The sequence below is a fragment of the Micromonospora sp. NPDC005252 genome (genome assembly GCF_042872475.1).
In the GTDB taxonomy this organism is placed as follows: Bacteria; Actinomycetota; Actinomycetes; order Mycobacteriales; family Micromonosporaceae; genus Micromonospora.
In genome coordinates this window covers 180,984-196,333 of record NZ_JBIAKN010000007.1, presented here as the reverse complement: position 1 = coordinate 196,333, position 15,350 = coordinate 180,984, and the positions used below count along the sequence as shown (strand labels likewise).

Genomic DNA, 15,350 nt, shown 5'->3' with positions numbered 1-15,350 from the left:
CGATGGCGCGTCGTGGCTGTGCCGGTGGTAGACCCCTCGCTGAATCCCGTGACCGACGCCGAGCCGGCCGAGGCCGAGCCGACACGGCGGCCTCGACGCCGTCCGGCCCGAGCCGACCTGTTGGCCCTCGGAGCCTATGTGGTGCTGGGCGTCTTCGTCTGCCTCCACTACTGGGGGGACGTGACCGGCCGGGTGTCCTCGCACCTGCCCACCGACCACAGTTGGTTCGAGTGGCTGTTCGCGCACGGCGCGTACTCGGTGCAGCACCTGGAGAACCCGCTGTTCACGGCCCGGCAGAACGCCCCGGACGGGGTGAACATGATGGCCAACACCTCGCTGCTCGGGGTGACCCTGCCGCTGTCGCCACTGACGATGCTGTTCGGTCCGCAGGTCACGTACGCGCTCTATCTGGGTGGGGCTCTGGCGGCCACCGCCGGCACCGCCTACTGGATGCTCTCGCGGCACCTGGTGCGCTCCCGGGCGGCGGCCTTCGTCGGCGGGGCGTTCCTCGGCTTCGCGCCGGGCATCATCCACCACGCCAACGGCCAGCCCAACTTCGTGTCCAACTTCCTGCTGCCGTTGGTCGTGGTGCGGGTGCTGCGGATGGGCGAGCCGGGCCGGTGGCGGCGCAACGGGCTGGCGCTCGGGGTGCTGGTGACCTACCAGATCTTCATCAACGAGGAGATGCTGCTGCTCACCGCGCTGGCCTGCCTGGTCGTCGTGCTGGCGTACGCGGTGCAGCGGCCACGGGCGACGCGCGCCGCGGCCGGGCCGTTCCTCGCCGGGCTGGGCGTCGCCGGTGGGCTGGCGCTGCTGCTGGCGGCGTACCCGATCTGGTTCCAGTTCAACGGCCCGCAGTCCTACCGCGGGCTGCAGGGTGGCGTGTTCCACAACTGGGGCGAGGACCTGGTCGCGTTCGTGACCTTCGCCCGGGACACCTGGGCGGGCGACCCGGCGGTGGAGCAGACGATCGGCATGACCGAGCAGAACACCTGGTTCGGCTGGCCGCTGGTGCTGCTGTCGGTGGTGGCCCTCGTGCTGCTGGTGCGCCGTTCGCTGGCCGCCCGGATCGTCGCGGTGCTGATCGTGGTCTTCACGGTGGCCGCGATCGGGCCGCGGGTGCGCTTCGACGGCGTGGAGACCGGGGTGCGCGGCCCCTGGTCGTACGTGCCGGACGACCTGCCCCTGGTCGAGATGATGATGCCGACCCGGTTGACCCTGGTGGTCGCCGCCGCGGTGGGCGTACTGCTGGCGCTGACCTGGGACGCGGCGCACCGACAGGGCCGCCCGGTGGCGGCGCCGGGCCGCGTGCCGGCACCGCGCGCCGGGGAGCCGGCGACGTCCGACGAGCCGGCCGCGGCCGCGCCGGTCGCGCCGCGTCGCCGGTGGCTGCGCCCGCTGGGGTACGCGGCGGTCGCCCTCGCCCTGCTGCCGCTCTTCCCCCGACCGCTGCCGGCCCAGCAGATCGACCCGCCGCCGCACTTCATCACCGCCGGCGGCTGGCGACCGTACGTGCCGGAGGGCCGGACCCTCGTGCCGGTGCCGATCCCGAGCAACGTGCACGGCCTGCCCACGCTGCGCTGGAGTGCCCTGACCGGGCAGGAGTTCCCCGTCCCGGGCGGCTACTTCATCGGCCCCAACGAGCTGGGCGAGGGCGTCTTCGGCGCACCGAACCGGCCCACCAGCAGCCTCATCTACTCCACGATGGACGCCAACGCGGTCCCCGTCCTCACCGACGAGAACCGCCGCCAGGCCGTCGAGGACCTCCGGTTCTGGCGGGCGTCGGTGGTGGTGCTCGGCGCACACCCGCGCGAGGCGGTGCTACGCGAGCTGGTCACCGCACTGATCGGGCCGCCGCAGCGGGTCGACGACGTCTGGGTCTGGAATGTCCGCGCGCTTGTGGATCAGCGCTAGCCGACCAGCGTCCGGACGTCCCACAGCCACCCGCCGTCGACCGGGCGGCCGGGGCCGAGCAGCTCCTCGACTGTCCGGCGGACCGGTTCGTCGTGCGTCGACCGGCCGAGCACCACCACGGCGGCCCGCCAGTGCCGCAGGTCGTCGACGGCCTGGCGGCGGTCGGCCTCGGTGAGCACCGGCACCGCGCCGGTCTCGGCGACCCGGCGCAGCAGCACGGCGGTGGGCCGGTCCGGGGCGCCCCAGCGGGCCGCCGGGTCGTCCGGACCACTCGGCCCGATGAAGTACCCGCCCGGGGCGCGGAACGCCAGGCCGGTGCGGGCGGACCAGAGCATCACCGGGCTCAGCGCGGCGCCGGTCACCGGGGGCACCGCCACCACGGTCCGGCCCGCAGGCACCAGCGACCGCCACCCGCCGTCGGCGACGAACCCCGGCACCGGCGCGACCGGCACCGCCCGGATCGGCGTCGGCGTCAGCGGCAGCAGCGCGGCGGCCACCGCTCCCGCCCCCAGCAGTCGTACCGGCAGTCCCGGCACGGCCGGTGACCGGCGAGCCGCCCGCACCCGGTCCACGAAGAGCGCCACCAGGACACCCAGCACCGGCACGCAGACCAGCGCGAACCGGGCCGGCACCGCGAGGTCGAGCAGCGGCAACCCGGCGACCAGCCGGTACGGGCCCGCGACGCCGGTGGCGTTGCCGTCCACCCGCAGGTCGGTGCCGAGCGACAGCAGGGCGAAGACGACACCGCAGCCGGCCAGCGCGCGGACCAGCGGCCGTCGCCACAGCCAGATCACGATGACCACGGCGAGCACCAGCAGGCCGGGGCCGAAGAACGAGTTCTCCTCGGTCGGGTTCGGTGAGAGCAGCCCCGGCAGCCAGTCGTCACCGAGCACGGTCTGCCGGGCCGACGCGGTGAACGACGCGGCGTCGAGCTGGAAGCCGTGCGCGGCGAAGGCCATCCCGGTGTAGTGCTGCGGCCCGTGGAACTGGAACCACAGTGGGTACGCCAGCAGCGTCACCGCCACCACGGCCGCCACCGCGAGTCGACCGAGCAGGGCCGGCGCGAGGCGGCGGGCCGCGGCCCGGTCGGCGAGGGCGTAGCCCAGCGCGAACACCCCGGCGGCGAGCGCCAGGAAGACGAGCACCTCCTCGCCGATGAACACCTGCCACACGAGCAGCAGCCCGAGGCCGACACCGGGCCGCCACACCCGGCGCGGGCTCGACCCGGGACGGAACACCAGGGCGAGGATCGCCGGTAGCAGGAACTGGGCGGCCACGTGCAGATGCGCCCCGGCTTGGGCGATCATGCCGGGGGCGAAGCCACAGACCAGCCCGCCGAGCGCCGCCGCGGAGCGGGCGGTGACCAGTCGACGGCGCAGCAGCGCGTACCAGGCCGTGGCGGTGCCGGCGAGGCAGCAGACCACCGCCACGCAGAACGCCACCTGCGAGCCGAACAGCAGCGTGACCGGGGCCAGCGGGACACCGAGGCCGAGCACCGAGGTGTTCGCCATCAGGTTGACCCCGTCCGGCGCGTTCAGGGCGGTGCTGAAGAGCGGGTTCTCCCCCGCGACGACGGCGTGTGCCGCGTGGGCCAGCATCCACTCGAAGAGCACCTGGTCGCCGGCCTGGTGGAACAGCCGCCCGGGGTGGCCCCACTGGGCGCTGGTCAGCAGCACCGCCAGCCCCAGGTAGCCGGCGATGACCAACGCGTCCGGCAGCCACGCCGGCCGGGGTGGGCGCGCGGTGGGCGGACCGACCGTCGCCGTCTCCGTCGGCGACGACGTCGTTCCGGTGGACATCAGACCGAGCGGTCGGTCAGCGTCCGAACGTCCCACACCCAGACGTCCAGCTCCTGGCGACCGGGGCCGACCAACTCCTCGACGGTACGCCGCAGCGGTTCGACGTGCTGCTGACGAACCGGCAGCACCAGGATCGCCGCGTGCCAGTGCCGCAGCTCGTCGGTGAAGCGCCGACGCTGCCGGTCGTCCAGCTTGGGGGTCCGGCCGGTGGTCGCCACCTCCTCCAGCAGTTGGCCCACCCCGCTGGGCCGGCCGCCGAACCGACCGGGGTCGCCGGTGTTGCCGTTGCGGGGGGCGAGGAAGTAGCCACCCGGGATCTTGAAGTCGAGGTTGGTGGCCGCCGCCCAACGCATGCCGTGGGTGTTGCCCATGCTGGGCACCGGGATCGGCACCAGCGTCTGGTCCGGGCCGACGTACGCCCGCCAGCGGTCGGCGGTGATGAACTCCGGCACCGGCGGCCGGGACACCATCCGCAGCGGCATCGGGGCGATCGGCAGCAGCGCGAACGCCAGGCCGGCGGCGGTGAGCGTCCGGACGGTACGCCGGTCGGCCGGGCGCAGCTCCCAGGCCCGCTCGACGGCGAGCGCGAGCAGCAGACCGATGACCACAGTGGTGATCAGGCCGAACCGGGTCGGCACGACCGCGTCCAGCAGGGGCAGGTGCACCAGCAACTCCCACGGCCCGGTGATCAGCTCCCGGTCCCACCAGGAGATCCGCTCGCCGAGGGAGAGCAGGGCGAAGAAGCCACCGGTCGCGGCGAGCGCCCGCACGACCATCTCCCGCCGCAGCCACACCACGACGCCGACGGCGAGCAGCGACAGGCTCCAGCCGAAGAAGGCGTTCTCCTCGGAGTAGTTCGGGGCCAGGTTGACGTTGGCCCGCTGGTTGCCGCCGAGGGTGGCCGAGCCGGGGGCGAAGAAGGCGGCGATGTCGTTGCCGTAGTCCTGCACGGCGTCGCTGAGCCCGTGGTACGCCATCGGCCCGGCGAACTGCACGTACAGCGGGTACGCCAGCAGCGCCCCGGCCAGCAGCGCGCAGGCGGCGAGGCCGGCGGCCAGCGGTCGCCACGACGCCCGCCAGCGGGCCGGCTCCTGGGCCACCACCGCGAGCAGGAAGATCCCGCAGGCCAGCGCCGTGAAGAGCAGGATCTCCTCGTTGATGAACGCCTGCGCGGTGACGAGCAGGGCGAGCAGGGCACCGTCGCGGACCGGCCGGCGCGAGCGGGTGAGCACCAGCACCCGCCAGACGATGAACGGCAGCAGGAACTGGCTGATGATGTTCGGGTGCCAACTGGCGTGCGAGAGCATCGCCGGGGAGAACCCGCAGAACCAGCCGCCCGCCGCGGCCGCGAGCGGCGTACGCACGACGTGGCGGCGCAGCACGAGGTACCAGGCCATCGCGGTGCCGGCGAGGCCGAGCGTCACCAGCACCACGAAGGACACCGCCGGCCCGAACAGCAGGGTCACCGGCACCATCGGGATGCCCAGCGCCAGCACCGCCGTGTTGGCCATCAGGTTGACGCCGTCGGGGTAGTTGAACTGCTCGGTGTAGAACGGGTACTCGCCGTGCAGCACCACCCGCACCGAGTGGGCGAGGAAGAACTGCACCTGGGCCGGGTCTCCGGTGTAGAGCGACGCCACCCGGCCGGCCGGGTCCAGCCAGATCCGGCTGGTCACCCAGAGCGCGGCGAGCAGGAACAGCGCGCCGACCGCCAGGTGCTGCCGTCGCCGGGTCCAGCGGGCCCACCGACGTCGACGCGGCCCGGCAGTCCCCTCGTCGCCGTCCCCTTGCGCGGGTACGCCAGCCGGGGTGACTTCGACGGGTACGCCAGCCGGGGTGGCTCGGGCCGGCGGCGCTGCCGGGGTCTCGACCGGCGCTGCCGGTGGGGCTTCGGCCGGCGCGGCGGCGACCGCCGTCGTGGCCGGTGCGGGCTCGGGCTCGCGCTGAACGGTGCCCACGCCGGCGGCGGCACGGGCTGCCGGAGCAGCGGAGCCGCCGGGAGCGCCGACGGCCCTGGCCCGGGAAGCGGTGGGAGTGTGGTGGCTCACTGTCTCGTCGGGGCCGGCCGCCTCCGGGTGCGGCGCGGACAGGGCGCGGGACTCGGCAGGCGTCACAGTCGGCGGAGTCTACCCGAGCGGCGAAAAGGCACTAAAGCCCCGGTGACGTCCATTGTGGTGGGTGCGGGGCCGGCCAGCGGCAGCGTCGCGTCGGACATCTCGTACTATGGCGCTTTCCCACAACGACGGCGAGGCGATCGGGGGCGGATCAGGTGACTCCGGGCCGCCGGCACGGCAGGGCGCTCAGCGTCCTGCTGACCGCGCTGTTGACCGCCACCGCGTGCGGTCCCGTGGCGGAGCGCACGCCCCGCGACCTGCGGGTGGGGTACGACAGCCTCGACGGCACGCTGGCGGTGTGGCCGCCCCGGGGCGACCTGGCCGGTGACGCGGCGGCGACGGCGGCGGTTACCAGGGCCGTCCGCGACTGGCGCTCGCCGGCCGACGACCGGGCGCACCTGCCCTCGTCCGGCATCCTCTTCTCGGGCCGGGTCGACGGGGCGCCGGTGGCCCTGGTCGCGGCCGACGTGCCCGGTGAGAGCGCCTCCTGGCTGCTGCAACTCACCGGCGACGGCGGCCGGTACGCGATCGCCCGCGCCACCGAGTACACCGACCCCGGCTACCTGGTCTACTCCGACGTCCTGCCGGTGCAGACGGCAGGTGGTCGGCGCTACCTGGTCTCCGCCCGGGTGCAGCAACTGCTCGGGCCGCAGGGCCGGGCGCTGACCGTCGCCGACGGCCTCAGCGCCCCGGTCGACGTGCCGGCCTGCACGGCGGTCGGCGTGACGGCAACCCTGCGGGCCACCGAGTCGCTGCCCCGCGGGCGGGCCGCCGACCGGCTGCTCGACCTGGGCACCGGCACGACCGACCCGCGCTATCCGCTGGTCCGTGACGAGTCCGGCGCGGGCCGGCGGGCGCTCACCGGCCTGGACACCTGCGTGCTGGCCGGCGAGCGGGGTCCGTTCGGCAGTATTCCGCGACGGATCGGCGACCGGGACGCGCCGAAGTCGGTGCCGACGTCCTGGCCGATGGCGAAGCTCTCGGTCCGCTCGCTCGGTGAGGTGGCTCTCGGCGGCGGCGAGCCGGCCGAGTTGCAGCAGCTCAGCTGGGACACCGACGCCGGCACGATGACCGCGGTCGTCTACCGGCCGGCGGACGGGAGCGCGCCGGTGGTCTCACCGGCCGACCGGGCCACGCCGTTGCAGACGTACCAGCTGCCGGTGCCCGGCCAGCCGCTTGTGGTGCTCAGCTGGCGGGCCACCCGGGACAGCTCCCTCTCGGTGCCGCCCGGCACCCCGCTGCTGGTGGAGCGCCCCGGCCTGGTGGTCGTCCCCGAGCCGGCCAGCACCCAGACCTACAGCCTGGCCAACACCGACAAGACCCACTACCGCTCCGTGTCGCCCCGCTCCCGCTAGCCCTCGCGATCGTGCACTTTCTGCCCCGCACGGCGACCGGAAGTGCACGATCGAGGTAGGCGGGAGGGCCGCACGCCGACGGCGGGCGGGCCCGTAGGGGCCGCCCGCCGTCGGTCGAGCCGGGTCAGTTCTGGGCCGGGGTCTTCGTGGGAGTCAGCCGGTCCGGGGTGGCGTCCAGGCCGGAGATCCAGCCGGTGACGTTGCGGGCGACGTCCTGGGCGGTCAGGCCGAGGTCGGCGAGGATCTGCGCGCGGGTGCCGTGCGGGTGCCAGTCGGCCGGTACGCCCAGGTCCTTGAGCGGCACCCGGACGTCGGCGTCCCGCATGGCCTGGCCGAGAGCGTCGCCGACTCCGCCGACGCGGACGCCGTCCTCGACGCTGACCACGAGCCGGTGCCGGGCGGCCAGCTCGACCAGCTCGGCCGGGACCGGGCGGACCCAGCGGGGGTCGACGACGGTGACGCCGTAGCCCTGCTCGGCGACCCGGGCGGCGACCTCCATGCCCAGCTGGCCGAAGGAGCCGACGGCGACGAGCAGCACGTCGGTACGCGCCGACTCGGCCAGCACGTCGACCGGGCCGACCCGGCGCAGCGCCGGCAGGTCCGCGGCGACCGCGCCGGTCGGGAACCGCACGACGGTCGGGCCGTCGTCGGTGGCCAGCGCCTCACGCAGCTCCTCGCGCAGCGTGGCGGCGTCCCGGGGAGCGGCGATCCGCAGGCCGGGAACCACGCCGAAGACCGACATGTCCCAGATGCCGTAGTGGCTGGGGCCGTCCGGGCCGGTGATGCCCGCCCGGTCCAGCACGAAGGTCACCGGCAGCTTGTGCATCGCCACGTCCAGCAGGACCTGGTCGAAGGCGCGGTTGAGGAAGGTGGCGTAGACCGCGACCACCGGGTGCAGACCGCCGAGCGCCAGGCCGGCCGCCGAGGTGGCGGCGTGCTGCTCGGCGATGCCCACGTCGTACACCCGCTCGGGGTACTTGCGGGCCAGCTTGGCGATGCCGGTCGGCTCGGCCATGGCGGCGGTGATGCCCACCACGTCCGGCCGCTCGTCGGCGACGGCCAGCAGCTCGTCGGCGAAGACGTGGGTCCACTTCACCGAGGGGGCGGCCAGCAGCGCGCCGGTCTCCACGTCGAAGGCGCTGCCGGGGCCGTGCAGACAGTCCGCCTCGTCCTCCTCGGCCGGGCGGTAGCCGTACCCCTTGCGGGTGACGGCGTGCACGATCACCGGGCCGCCGAAGTTCTTCGCCGCGCGCAGCGCCGACTCGACGGCCGCCACGTCGTGCCCGTCCACCGGACCGACGTACTTGATCCCGAGGTCCTCGAACATGGCCTGCGGGGCGACCGCGTCCTTGATGCCCTTCTTGACCGCGTGCAGCACCTCGTACATCGGCTTGCCGACCAGCGGCGTGGAGCCCAGGGCGTCCTTGACCGTGTCGAGGACCTTCTCGTAGCCGGGGTTGAGCCGCAGCGAGGAGAGGTGGTCGGCGAGACCGCCGATGGTCGGCGAGTAGGACCGGCCGTTGTCGTTGACCACGATGACGAGGGAGTTGCCGGCGGTGGCGATGTTGTTCAGCGCCTCCCAGCACATGCCGCCGGTCAGCGCGCCGTCGCCGACCACTGCCACGACGCTGCGCGCCTCGCCCCGCAGGGCGTACGCCTTGGCCAGGCCGTCGGCGTAGGAGAGCGCGGTGGAGGCGTGCGAGTTCTCGATGAGGTCGTGCTCGCTCTCCGCCTGGCTGGGGTAGCCGGAGAGGCCGCCGCGCTGGCGGAGCTTGTCGAAGCCGGCCTGGCGCCCGGTGAGGATCTTGTGCACGTACGCCTGGTGGCCGGTGTCGAACAGGAGCCGGTCCCGGGGGGAGTCGAAGACGCGGTGCATGGCCAGCGTCAGCTCGACCACACCGAGGTTGGGCCCGACGTGCCCGCCGGTGCGGGAGACCTTGGCGATCAGGAAGTCCCGAATCTCCGCGGCGAGCACATCCAGCTCCTCGCCCGACATCCGCTTGACGTCCTGCGGACCGCGTACCGTCCCCAGCAACCGACCGTGGTTGGCCGTGTCCTCTTCAACACTCATGACCGGAGAGTCTATCGGCCGTCCGACACTCCGCAGCCTGGCCCGAGCCGCGCGCACCGCAGCGGGCGGCTGAGCGCCTGGTCAGGGCCGATCCATAACGGGCGCGTCGGCCGGCAGCAGGAGCCCCACCAGCTCGACGTGCTGGGTCATCGGAAACAGGTCGAAGCCGCGCAGCGCGGCCAGCCGCCAGCCCAGCTCGGCGAAGGTGCGCACGTCCCGGGCGAAGGCGGCCGGGTCGCAGGCCACGTACGCGACCGCCCGCGGACCGGCGGCGGCCAGCGCGCGCACCACCGGAGCGCCGGCGCCGGAGCGCGGCGGGTCGAGCACCACCACGTCGACCGGGCCGGTGATCCGTCGACGGGCCAGCGCGGTCTCCACCCGGGCCGCCACCACCTCCACGCGGGGCAGGTCGGCCAGGTTCTCCCGGGCGGCGGCGACGCCCTGTTCGGCAGCCTCCACCAGGGTCACCCGACCGGACGCGCCGACCCGGGCGGCCAGCCCGGCGGCGAACAGCCCGGCGCCGCCGTAGAGGTCCCAGGCCACCTCGCCCGGACGCGGGTCGAGCAGCTCCAGCACGGCCGTGGACAGGGTGTCCGCCGCCGCCGGGTGCACCTGCCAGAAGGCGGACGCGGGCAGCGCCCAGTCCCGCCCGGCGGCCACCTCGCGGACCTCGGTCGGCCCGCTCACCGGCGTGGCCACCCCGTCGCGGACCTCGGCGACGCTCACGTCCCCGCCGGTGCTGGCGACGGTCTCCACCGCCTCGGCCGCCGGCCAGCGCGTGCCGGTCGGGGTGAGCACCGGCAGCTGCTGGATGGCCGGGTGGGCGATCCGGCAGCGGTCGATCGGCACGACCTCGTGCGAGCGGTGCTTGAGCAGGCCGGCGCGGTCCGCGGCGTCGACCGCGTAGCGGACCCGCGAACGCCAGCCCAGCAGCCCGCCCGGCAGCGCCTCGACCTGGACGCCGAGCAGGTCCAGCTCGGCGTCGGTGAGCCCGCCGAGGCGGACCAACTGCTCGCGCACCACTGCGGTCTTCCAGGCCAGTTGCGCATCCGGGGCGACGTGTTGCAGATCGCAGCCGCCGCAGGCGCCCGGCCTCGCGTACGGGCAGGGCGGCTCCACCCGGTCCGGTGAAGGCTCCAGCACGGTCACGGCGTCGGCCCGGACGAACCCGCGGTGCACCTCGGTGACCTCGGCGATCACCCGCTCGCCGGGCAGCGCGTGCCGGACGAACACCACCTGCCCGTCCACCCGGGCCACGCAGTGCCCGCCGGGGGCGACCGCGTCGACGATCAGCTCGACCCGCTCCGCCTCCGCCAGGCCACGTTCGGCCCCGACGGGTGGCGAGGCCGCCGCGGTCCGCTCAGTCACGGCCGTTCCCGACCGTTTCGCTGTCCACCGGGCCGGACTCGTCCGGCGGCGGCGCGGTGACCGCGGCAGGCACGGTGCCCCGCGGCCCGCGCGCGGGGGTCCGGGAGAGCGTGGCGTCCAGCCGGTCCAGGTTCTTGCTCGCGGTCGAGGCGAGCTGCCACGGAACGCTGACCACCATCACCCCCGGTTCGAAGAGCAGCCGGCCCTTGAGGCGCAGCGCGCTCTGGTTGTGCAGCAGGTTCTCCCACCAGCGTCCCACCACGTACTCCGGGATGAAGACGGTGACGACGTCGCGCGGTGACGTACGACGGGTCGAGGCGACGAAGTCCAGGATCGGCCGGGTGATCTCCCGGTACGGCGAGTCGACCACGGTGAGCGGGATCGCCATCTCCCGCCGCTCCCAGTCGGCCTGCAGGTCGCGGGTGTCCTTCTCGTCCACGTTGACGGTCACCGCGGTCAGCGTGTCCGGCCGGGTGGCCCGGGCGTACGCGATGGCCCGCAGCGTCGGCTGGTGCAGCTTGCTGACCAGCACGATCGCGTGGTTCCGGGCGGGCAGCACGGCCCGGCCCTCGTCCGGTGGGGTCAGCTCGGTGGCGACCCGGTCGTAGTGCCGGCGGATGGCCAGCATCAGCGCGTAGATCACGGCCATCGCCGCGATCGCGATCCAGGCGCCGAGCAGGAACTTGGTGATCAGGACGATCACCAGCACCGTGCCGGTCAGACCCATGCCGAAGGTGTTGATGGCCCGGGAGCGGTGCATCCGCTTGCGCGCCTCCGGGTCCCGCTCGGTGCGCAGGCGTCGGTTCCAGTGTCGGATCATGCCGGCCTGGGAGACGGTGAACGAGACGAAGACGCCGACGATGTAGAGCTGGATGAGGCGGGTCACCTCGGCCTGGAACCCAACGATCAGCACGATCGCGAAGAGGGCGAGAAAGGTGATGCCGTTGGAGAAGGCCAGCCGGTCGCCCCGGGTGTGGAACTGGCGGGGCAGGTAGCGGTCCTGGGCGAGGATCGAGCCGAGCACCGGGAAGCCGTTGAACGCGGTGTTCGCGGCCAGGAAGAGGATGAGCGCGGTCATCCCGGCCACCACGTAGAGCAGGAACGAGCCGGAGCCGAAGACCGTCTCGCCGAGCTGGGTGGTCACCGTCTTCTGCACGTACCCGTCGGGGCCCGAGACGATCTGCAGGGCCGGGTCCTCGACGAACTGCAGGTGGGTCAACCGGGCCAGCCAGATGATCCCGACGAGCAGGCTCACCGCGATCGCGCCCAGCAGCAGCAGCGTGGTGGCGGCGTTGCGGCTCTTCGGCGCCTTGAACGCGGGCACGCCGTTGGAGATCGCCTCCACGCCGGTGAGCGCGGCGGCGCCCGAGCTGAACGTCCGCAGCAGCAGGAAGACCAGCGCGAAACCGGTCACGCTGTGCTCGGCCTGGATGACCAGGTCGGCACTGGGCGCACGCAGGTCGTCGCCCAGCACGAAGACGCGGAACAGCCCGGTGAGCAGCATCGCGCCCATCACGATCACGAAGCCGTACGTGGGGATGGCGAACGCGGTGCCCGACTCGCGCAGCCCGCGCAGGTTGACCGCGGTCAGCAGGATCACTGCGAGCACCGCGATCATGACCTTGTGGGTGGCCACGAACGGCACCACCGAGCCGAGGTTCGCCACGCCGGAGGAGACCGACACGGCCACCGTGAGCACGTAGTCGACCAGCAGGGCGCTGGCCACCCCGACCCCGAACTTCGGCCCGAGATTGACCGTGGCCACCTCGTAGTCGCCGCCGCCGGAGGGGTAGGCGTGCACGTTCTGCCGGTAGCTGGCCACCACCGTGAGCATCACCACGACCACCGCGAGGGCGATCCACGGGGAGAACAGGAACGCCGACGCCCCGGCGATGGACAGGGTCAGCAGGATCTCGTCAGGCGCGTACGCGACGCTGGACAGCGCGTCGGAGGCGAACACGGGCAGCGCGATGCGCTTCGGCAGGAGGGTGTGCTGCAGTCGGTCGGACCGGAACGGTCGACCGAGCAGCAGTCGCTTCAGCAGCGAGGTGGGTCTGGCCACGAACGCCAAGGGTACGACCACCACGGTGAGAACGCGGGGGTGGGCGATCACCGTCGGCCGACAGGACGCGGTACGGTCGGTCCCGCTGTCGACCCGGACGTGGCAGGCTCGAACTCGGAGCCACCGGCGGCGAAAGGGCCAGCGGCAGCGGTACGCACCTTGGGAGGGACAGCGTGCACGTCGTGATCATGGGATGTGGCCGGGTCGGGTCGACCCTCGCCCACAGCCTGGAGTCCCGGGGGCACTCGGTGGCGGTGATCGACCAGGACGCCGACGCCTTCCGCCGGCTCGGCCCCGACTTCGCCGGGATCACGGTGACCGGGGCGGGCTTCGACGGCGAGGTGCTGCGTCAGGCCGGCATCGAGCGCGCGGACGCCTTCGCGGCCGTCTCCAGCGGCGACAACTCCAACATCATCTCGGCGCGGTTGGCCCGTGAGACGTTCGGCGTGTCCCGGGTCGCGGCCCGGATCTACGACCAGCGCCGGGCCCAGGTCTACGAGCGGCTGGGCATTCCCACTGTGGCGACGGTGCGCTGGACGGCCGACCGGATGCTGCGGCACCTCGTGCCCGAGGGCAACGTGGAGATCTTCCGCGACCCCACGAGCACCGTGTCGATCGTCGAGGTGCCGGTGCACAAGGAGTGGATCGGCCGGCCGGTGCGCGTCCTGGAGGAGGCATCCGGTGCTCGGGTGGCCTACCTGATCCGCTTCGGCATCGGCACGCTGCCCACCGCGTCCACCGTCGTACAGGAGGGTGACCAGGTGTTCATGCTGGTCAGCGACGACATCGTGGCGACGGTCACGTCGGTGGCGGCGACCCCGCCGGAAGGGGGGCACTGAGCCATGCGGATCGCCATCGCGGGCGCCGGCAACGTGGGCCGCTCGATCGCCCAGGAGCTGATCGAGAACGGCCACCAGGTGATGCTGATCGAACGGCAGCCGAAGATGCTCCGGCCGGACCGGGTGCCGGCCGCCGAGTGGGTGCTCGCCGACGCGTGCGAGGTGGCCAGCCTGGAGGAGGCCAACGTCGCCGGCTGCGACGTGGTGGTCGCGGCCACCGGTGACGACAAGACCAACCTGGTGCTGTCGCTGCTGGCCAAGACCGAGTTCGCGGTGCCCCGGGTGGTGGCCCGGGTCAACCGGGCGGAGAACGAGTGGCTCTTCACCGAGCAGTGGGGCGTCGACGTCGCGGTGAGCAAGCCCCGGGTGATGGCCGCCCTGGTCGAGGAGGCGGTCACCGTCGGCGACCTGGTCCGGCTGATGACCTTCCGGCAGGGCGAGGCGAACCTCGTCGAGATCACCCTCCCGCCGACCGCTCCCTACGTCGGTCAGCCCCTGCACGCGGTGCCGCTGCCCCGCGACTCCGCCCTGGTGGCGATCCTGCGCGGCAAGCGCGTCCTGGTGCCCAGCCCGGACGACCCCATCGAGGCCGGCGACGAGCTGATCTTCGTCTGCACCGCCGAGGTGGAGGACGATGTCCGCGCGGTCATCCTCGGCCCGGACAGCGTCGAGCGGACCCGCGGCTCACACTGAGCCGTCGGGCGCGGGCGGCACGGTCGCTCAGGCGCCGGGCAGCGGGGTCGGTTGCGGCTCCCGGGTGACCCGGCGCACCGTCCAGACGGTGATGAGCAGCAGCAGCGCGTACGGCGGGTAGCCCAGCGCCAGCCGGGCCACGCCCAGCGCGGTGTCCTGGTGGGCCAGGTAGAGCCCGGCCTGCACGCCCACCTTGGCGAGCCACACCACGCCCCAGAGCACGGTCAGCCGGGTGAAGACGTGCACCAGCTTCGGGTCGGCCCGCCACTCGGAGCGGCCCTTGGCGACCAGCACCGACCAGATCCACCCGACGAGGGGCTGCCGGATGGCCGCCGAGATCAGCAGGGCGATGCCGTAGCCGATGCCGTAGAGGATGCCGGGAAGGTAGAAATCCCGCTCGTCACCGGTGCGCCAGGCGATGGCGGCGCCGATGCCCACCCCGAACAGCCCGTTGACCGCGTGCCGGATCGGCCGGCGCTGAGCCAGCCGCAACCCGGCGATCAGCAGCGCGACGGCCACCGAGGCGATCACGGCGGGCCGCAGGTCGCCGATGATGTTGGCGAGCACGAAGACGACCACCGGGATGCTGGACTCGACCAGCCCCCGCCAGCCGCCGAGCTGGTCGGCCATCTGCTCGGCGATCGTGGGCAGCGGCTCGTCGTCCTGCGGAGGATCGGTCTCCGGCTGTGCTGCCCGGTGCTGTCCCGTCGTCATGCCCGGCCTTCCGTCCGCGGTGCCGTCACTTCGGCGAGTCCAGCTCGTAGTACGGGTTGTAGATGACCTTGCGGTCGTCGCGCATGGCCACCCGCCCGCGCGCGGTCAGGTGCCGCCCCGGCTCGATCCCGGAGATGTGCCGCCGGCCCAGCCAGACCAGGGTGACGACGTCGCTGCCGTCGTACAGGTCGGCCTCGAGGGTGGGCAGGTTGGTGCGCGGCGTGTAGACCACGGTGCGCAGCCGACCGGCGACCGAGACCAGCTGGCCCCGGGAGCACTGCTGGGCCAGGACACCGCCGCAATCGGCGCTCTCCTGCCGCAGCTCCTGCGCGTCGATCTCGGCCTCGCTGGCGGTGAACCGTTGCAGGATGCGCCGCAGCGACACCCGGCTCTCGTCGGTCTTCATGACCTCCGCGTCACC

General features: G+C 73.5%; 11 protein-coding genes. 4 read left to right on the top strand and 7 right to left on the bottom strand.

From position 1 onward, the window contains the following. Nucleotides 1-18: 18 nt before the first annotated feature. The gene (locus ACFYPH_RS21190) at nt 19-1,914 is read left to right on the top strand and encodes a hypothetical protein (protein ID WP_387184227.1); all 1,896 of its coding nucleotides are present in this window, start codon (nt 19-21) and stop codon (nt 1,912-1,914) included. Here the strand turns inward: ACFYPH_RS21190 and ACFYPH_RS21185 are convergent. Next, nucleotides 1,911-3,713, bottom strand: a complete 1,803-nt coding sequence (locus tag ACFYPH_RS21185; RefSeq protein WP_387183999.1) for a hypothetical protein — start codon at nt 3,711-3,713, stop codon at nt 1,911-1,913. The two genes, ACFYPH_RS21190 and ACFYPH_RS21185, sit on opposite strands and share 4 nt — an antisense overlap. After that, entirely contained in the window at nt 3,713-5,428 is a 1,716-nt protein-coding gene (locus tag ACFYPH_RS21180; RefSeq protein WP_387184224.1) for a hypothetical protein, read from the bottom strand. Before ACFYPH_RS21180 ends, ACFYPH_RS21185 begins: the two co-directional genes overlap by 1 nt. A 554-nt stretch (nt 5,429-5,982) precedes the next feature. On the opposite strand from ACFYPH_RS21180, the gene ACFYPH_RS21175 reads away from it, so the two are divergent. Next, nucleotides 5,983-7,182 (top strand): hypothetical protein, encoded by a 1,200-nt coding sequence (locus tag ACFYPH_RS21175; protein WP_387183996.1) that lies wholly within the window; start codon nt 5,983-5,985, stop codon nt 7,180-7,182. A gap of 124 nt (nt 7,183-7,306) precedes the next feature. Here the strand turns inward: ACFYPH_RS21175 and dxs are convergent, their stop codons facing one another. From dxs to ACFYPH_RS21160, 3 genes are all read right to left on the bottom strand, one after another. Further along, entirely contained in the window at nt 7,307-9,253 is a 1,947-nt protein-coding gene (dxs, locus tag ACFYPH_RS21170; RefSeq protein WP_355063976.1) for a 1-deoxy-D-xylulose-5-phosphate synthase, read from the bottom strand. An 81-nt stretch (nt 9,254-9,334) separates the two neighbouring features. Continuing rightward, nucleotides 9,335-10,621: a class I SAM-dependent RNA methyltransferase gene (locus ACFYPH_RS21165; RefSeq protein ID WP_387183993.1), complete on the bottom strand. Its 1,287-nt coding sequence runs from the start codon at nt 10,619-10,621 to the stop codon at nt 9,335-9,337. Continuing rightward, nucleotides 10,614-12,683 (bottom strand): APC family permease, encoded by a 2,070-nt coding sequence (locus tag ACFYPH_RS21160; protein WP_354862491.1) that lies wholly within the window; start codon nt 12,681-12,683, stop codon nt 10,614-10,616. The genes ACFYPH_RS21165 and ACFYPH_RS21160 overlap by 8 nt, the downstream gene beginning before the upstream one ends. Before the next feature lie 173 nt (nt 12,684-12,856). Here ACFYPH_RS21160 and ACFYPH_RS21155 point away from each other — a divergent pair, with 173 nt between their 5' ends. After that, nucleotides 12,857-13,522 carry a TrkA family potassium uptake protein gene (locus tag ACFYPH_RS21155; protein ID WP_266251020.1) on the top strand — a complete coding sequence of 222 codons (666 nt, stop codon included), beginning with the start codon at nt 12,857-12,859 and terminating at the stop codon, nt 13,520-13,522. Nucleotides 13,523-13,525: 3 nt separating this feature from the next. Then, nucleotides 13,526-14,215: a TrkA family potassium uptake protein gene (locus tag ACFYPH_RS21150; RefSeq protein WP_234587936.1), complete on the top strand. Its 690-nt coding sequence runs from the start codon at nt 13,526-13,528 to the stop codon at nt 14,213-14,215. Nucleotides 14,216-14,242: 27 nt separating this feature from the next. On the opposite strand, the gene ACFYPH_RS21145 is transcribed toward ACFYPH_RS21150, so the two are convergent. Further along, a complete protein-coding gene (locus tag ACFYPH_RS21145) occupies nt 14,243-14,929 on the bottom strand; it encodes a DUF3159 domain-containing protein (RefSeq protein WP_354862494.1) in 687 nt (228 codons plus the stop codon). A 25-nt stretch (nt 14,930-14,954) separates the two neighbouring features. Continuing rightward, nucleotides 14,955-15,335 (bottom strand): OB-fold nucleic acid binding domain-containing protein, encoded by a 381-nt coding sequence (locus ACFYPH_RS21140; RefSeq protein WP_354862496.1) that lies wholly within the window; start codon nt 15,333-15,335, stop codon nt 14,955-14,957. Nucleotides 15,336-15,350: the final 15 nt, after the last annotated feature.

Excerpts from the sequence above, each read along its gene's own strand:
- ACFYPH_RS21150 (WP_234587936.1), top strand. The coding sequence starts at position 13,526 with ATGCGGATCGCCATCGCGGGCGCCGGCAACGTGGGCCGCTCGATCGCC.
- ACFYPH_RS21140 (WP_354862496.1), bottom strand. The coding sequence starts at position 15,335 with ATGAAGACCGACGAGAGCCGGGTGTCGCTGCGGCGCATCCTGCAACGG.
- ACFYPH_RS21145 (WP_354862494.1), bottom strand. The coding sequence starts at position 14,929 with ATGACGACGGGACAGCACCGGGCAGCACAGCCGGAGACCGATCCTCCG.
- dxs (WP_355063976.1), bottom strand. The coding sequence starts at position 9,253 with ATGAGTGTTGAAGAGGACACGGCCAACCACGGTCGGTTGCTGGGGACG.
- ACFYPH_RS21185 (WP_387183999.1), bottom strand. The coding sequence starts at position 3,713 with ATGTCCACCGGAACGACGTCGTCGCCGACGGAGACGGCGACGGTCGGT.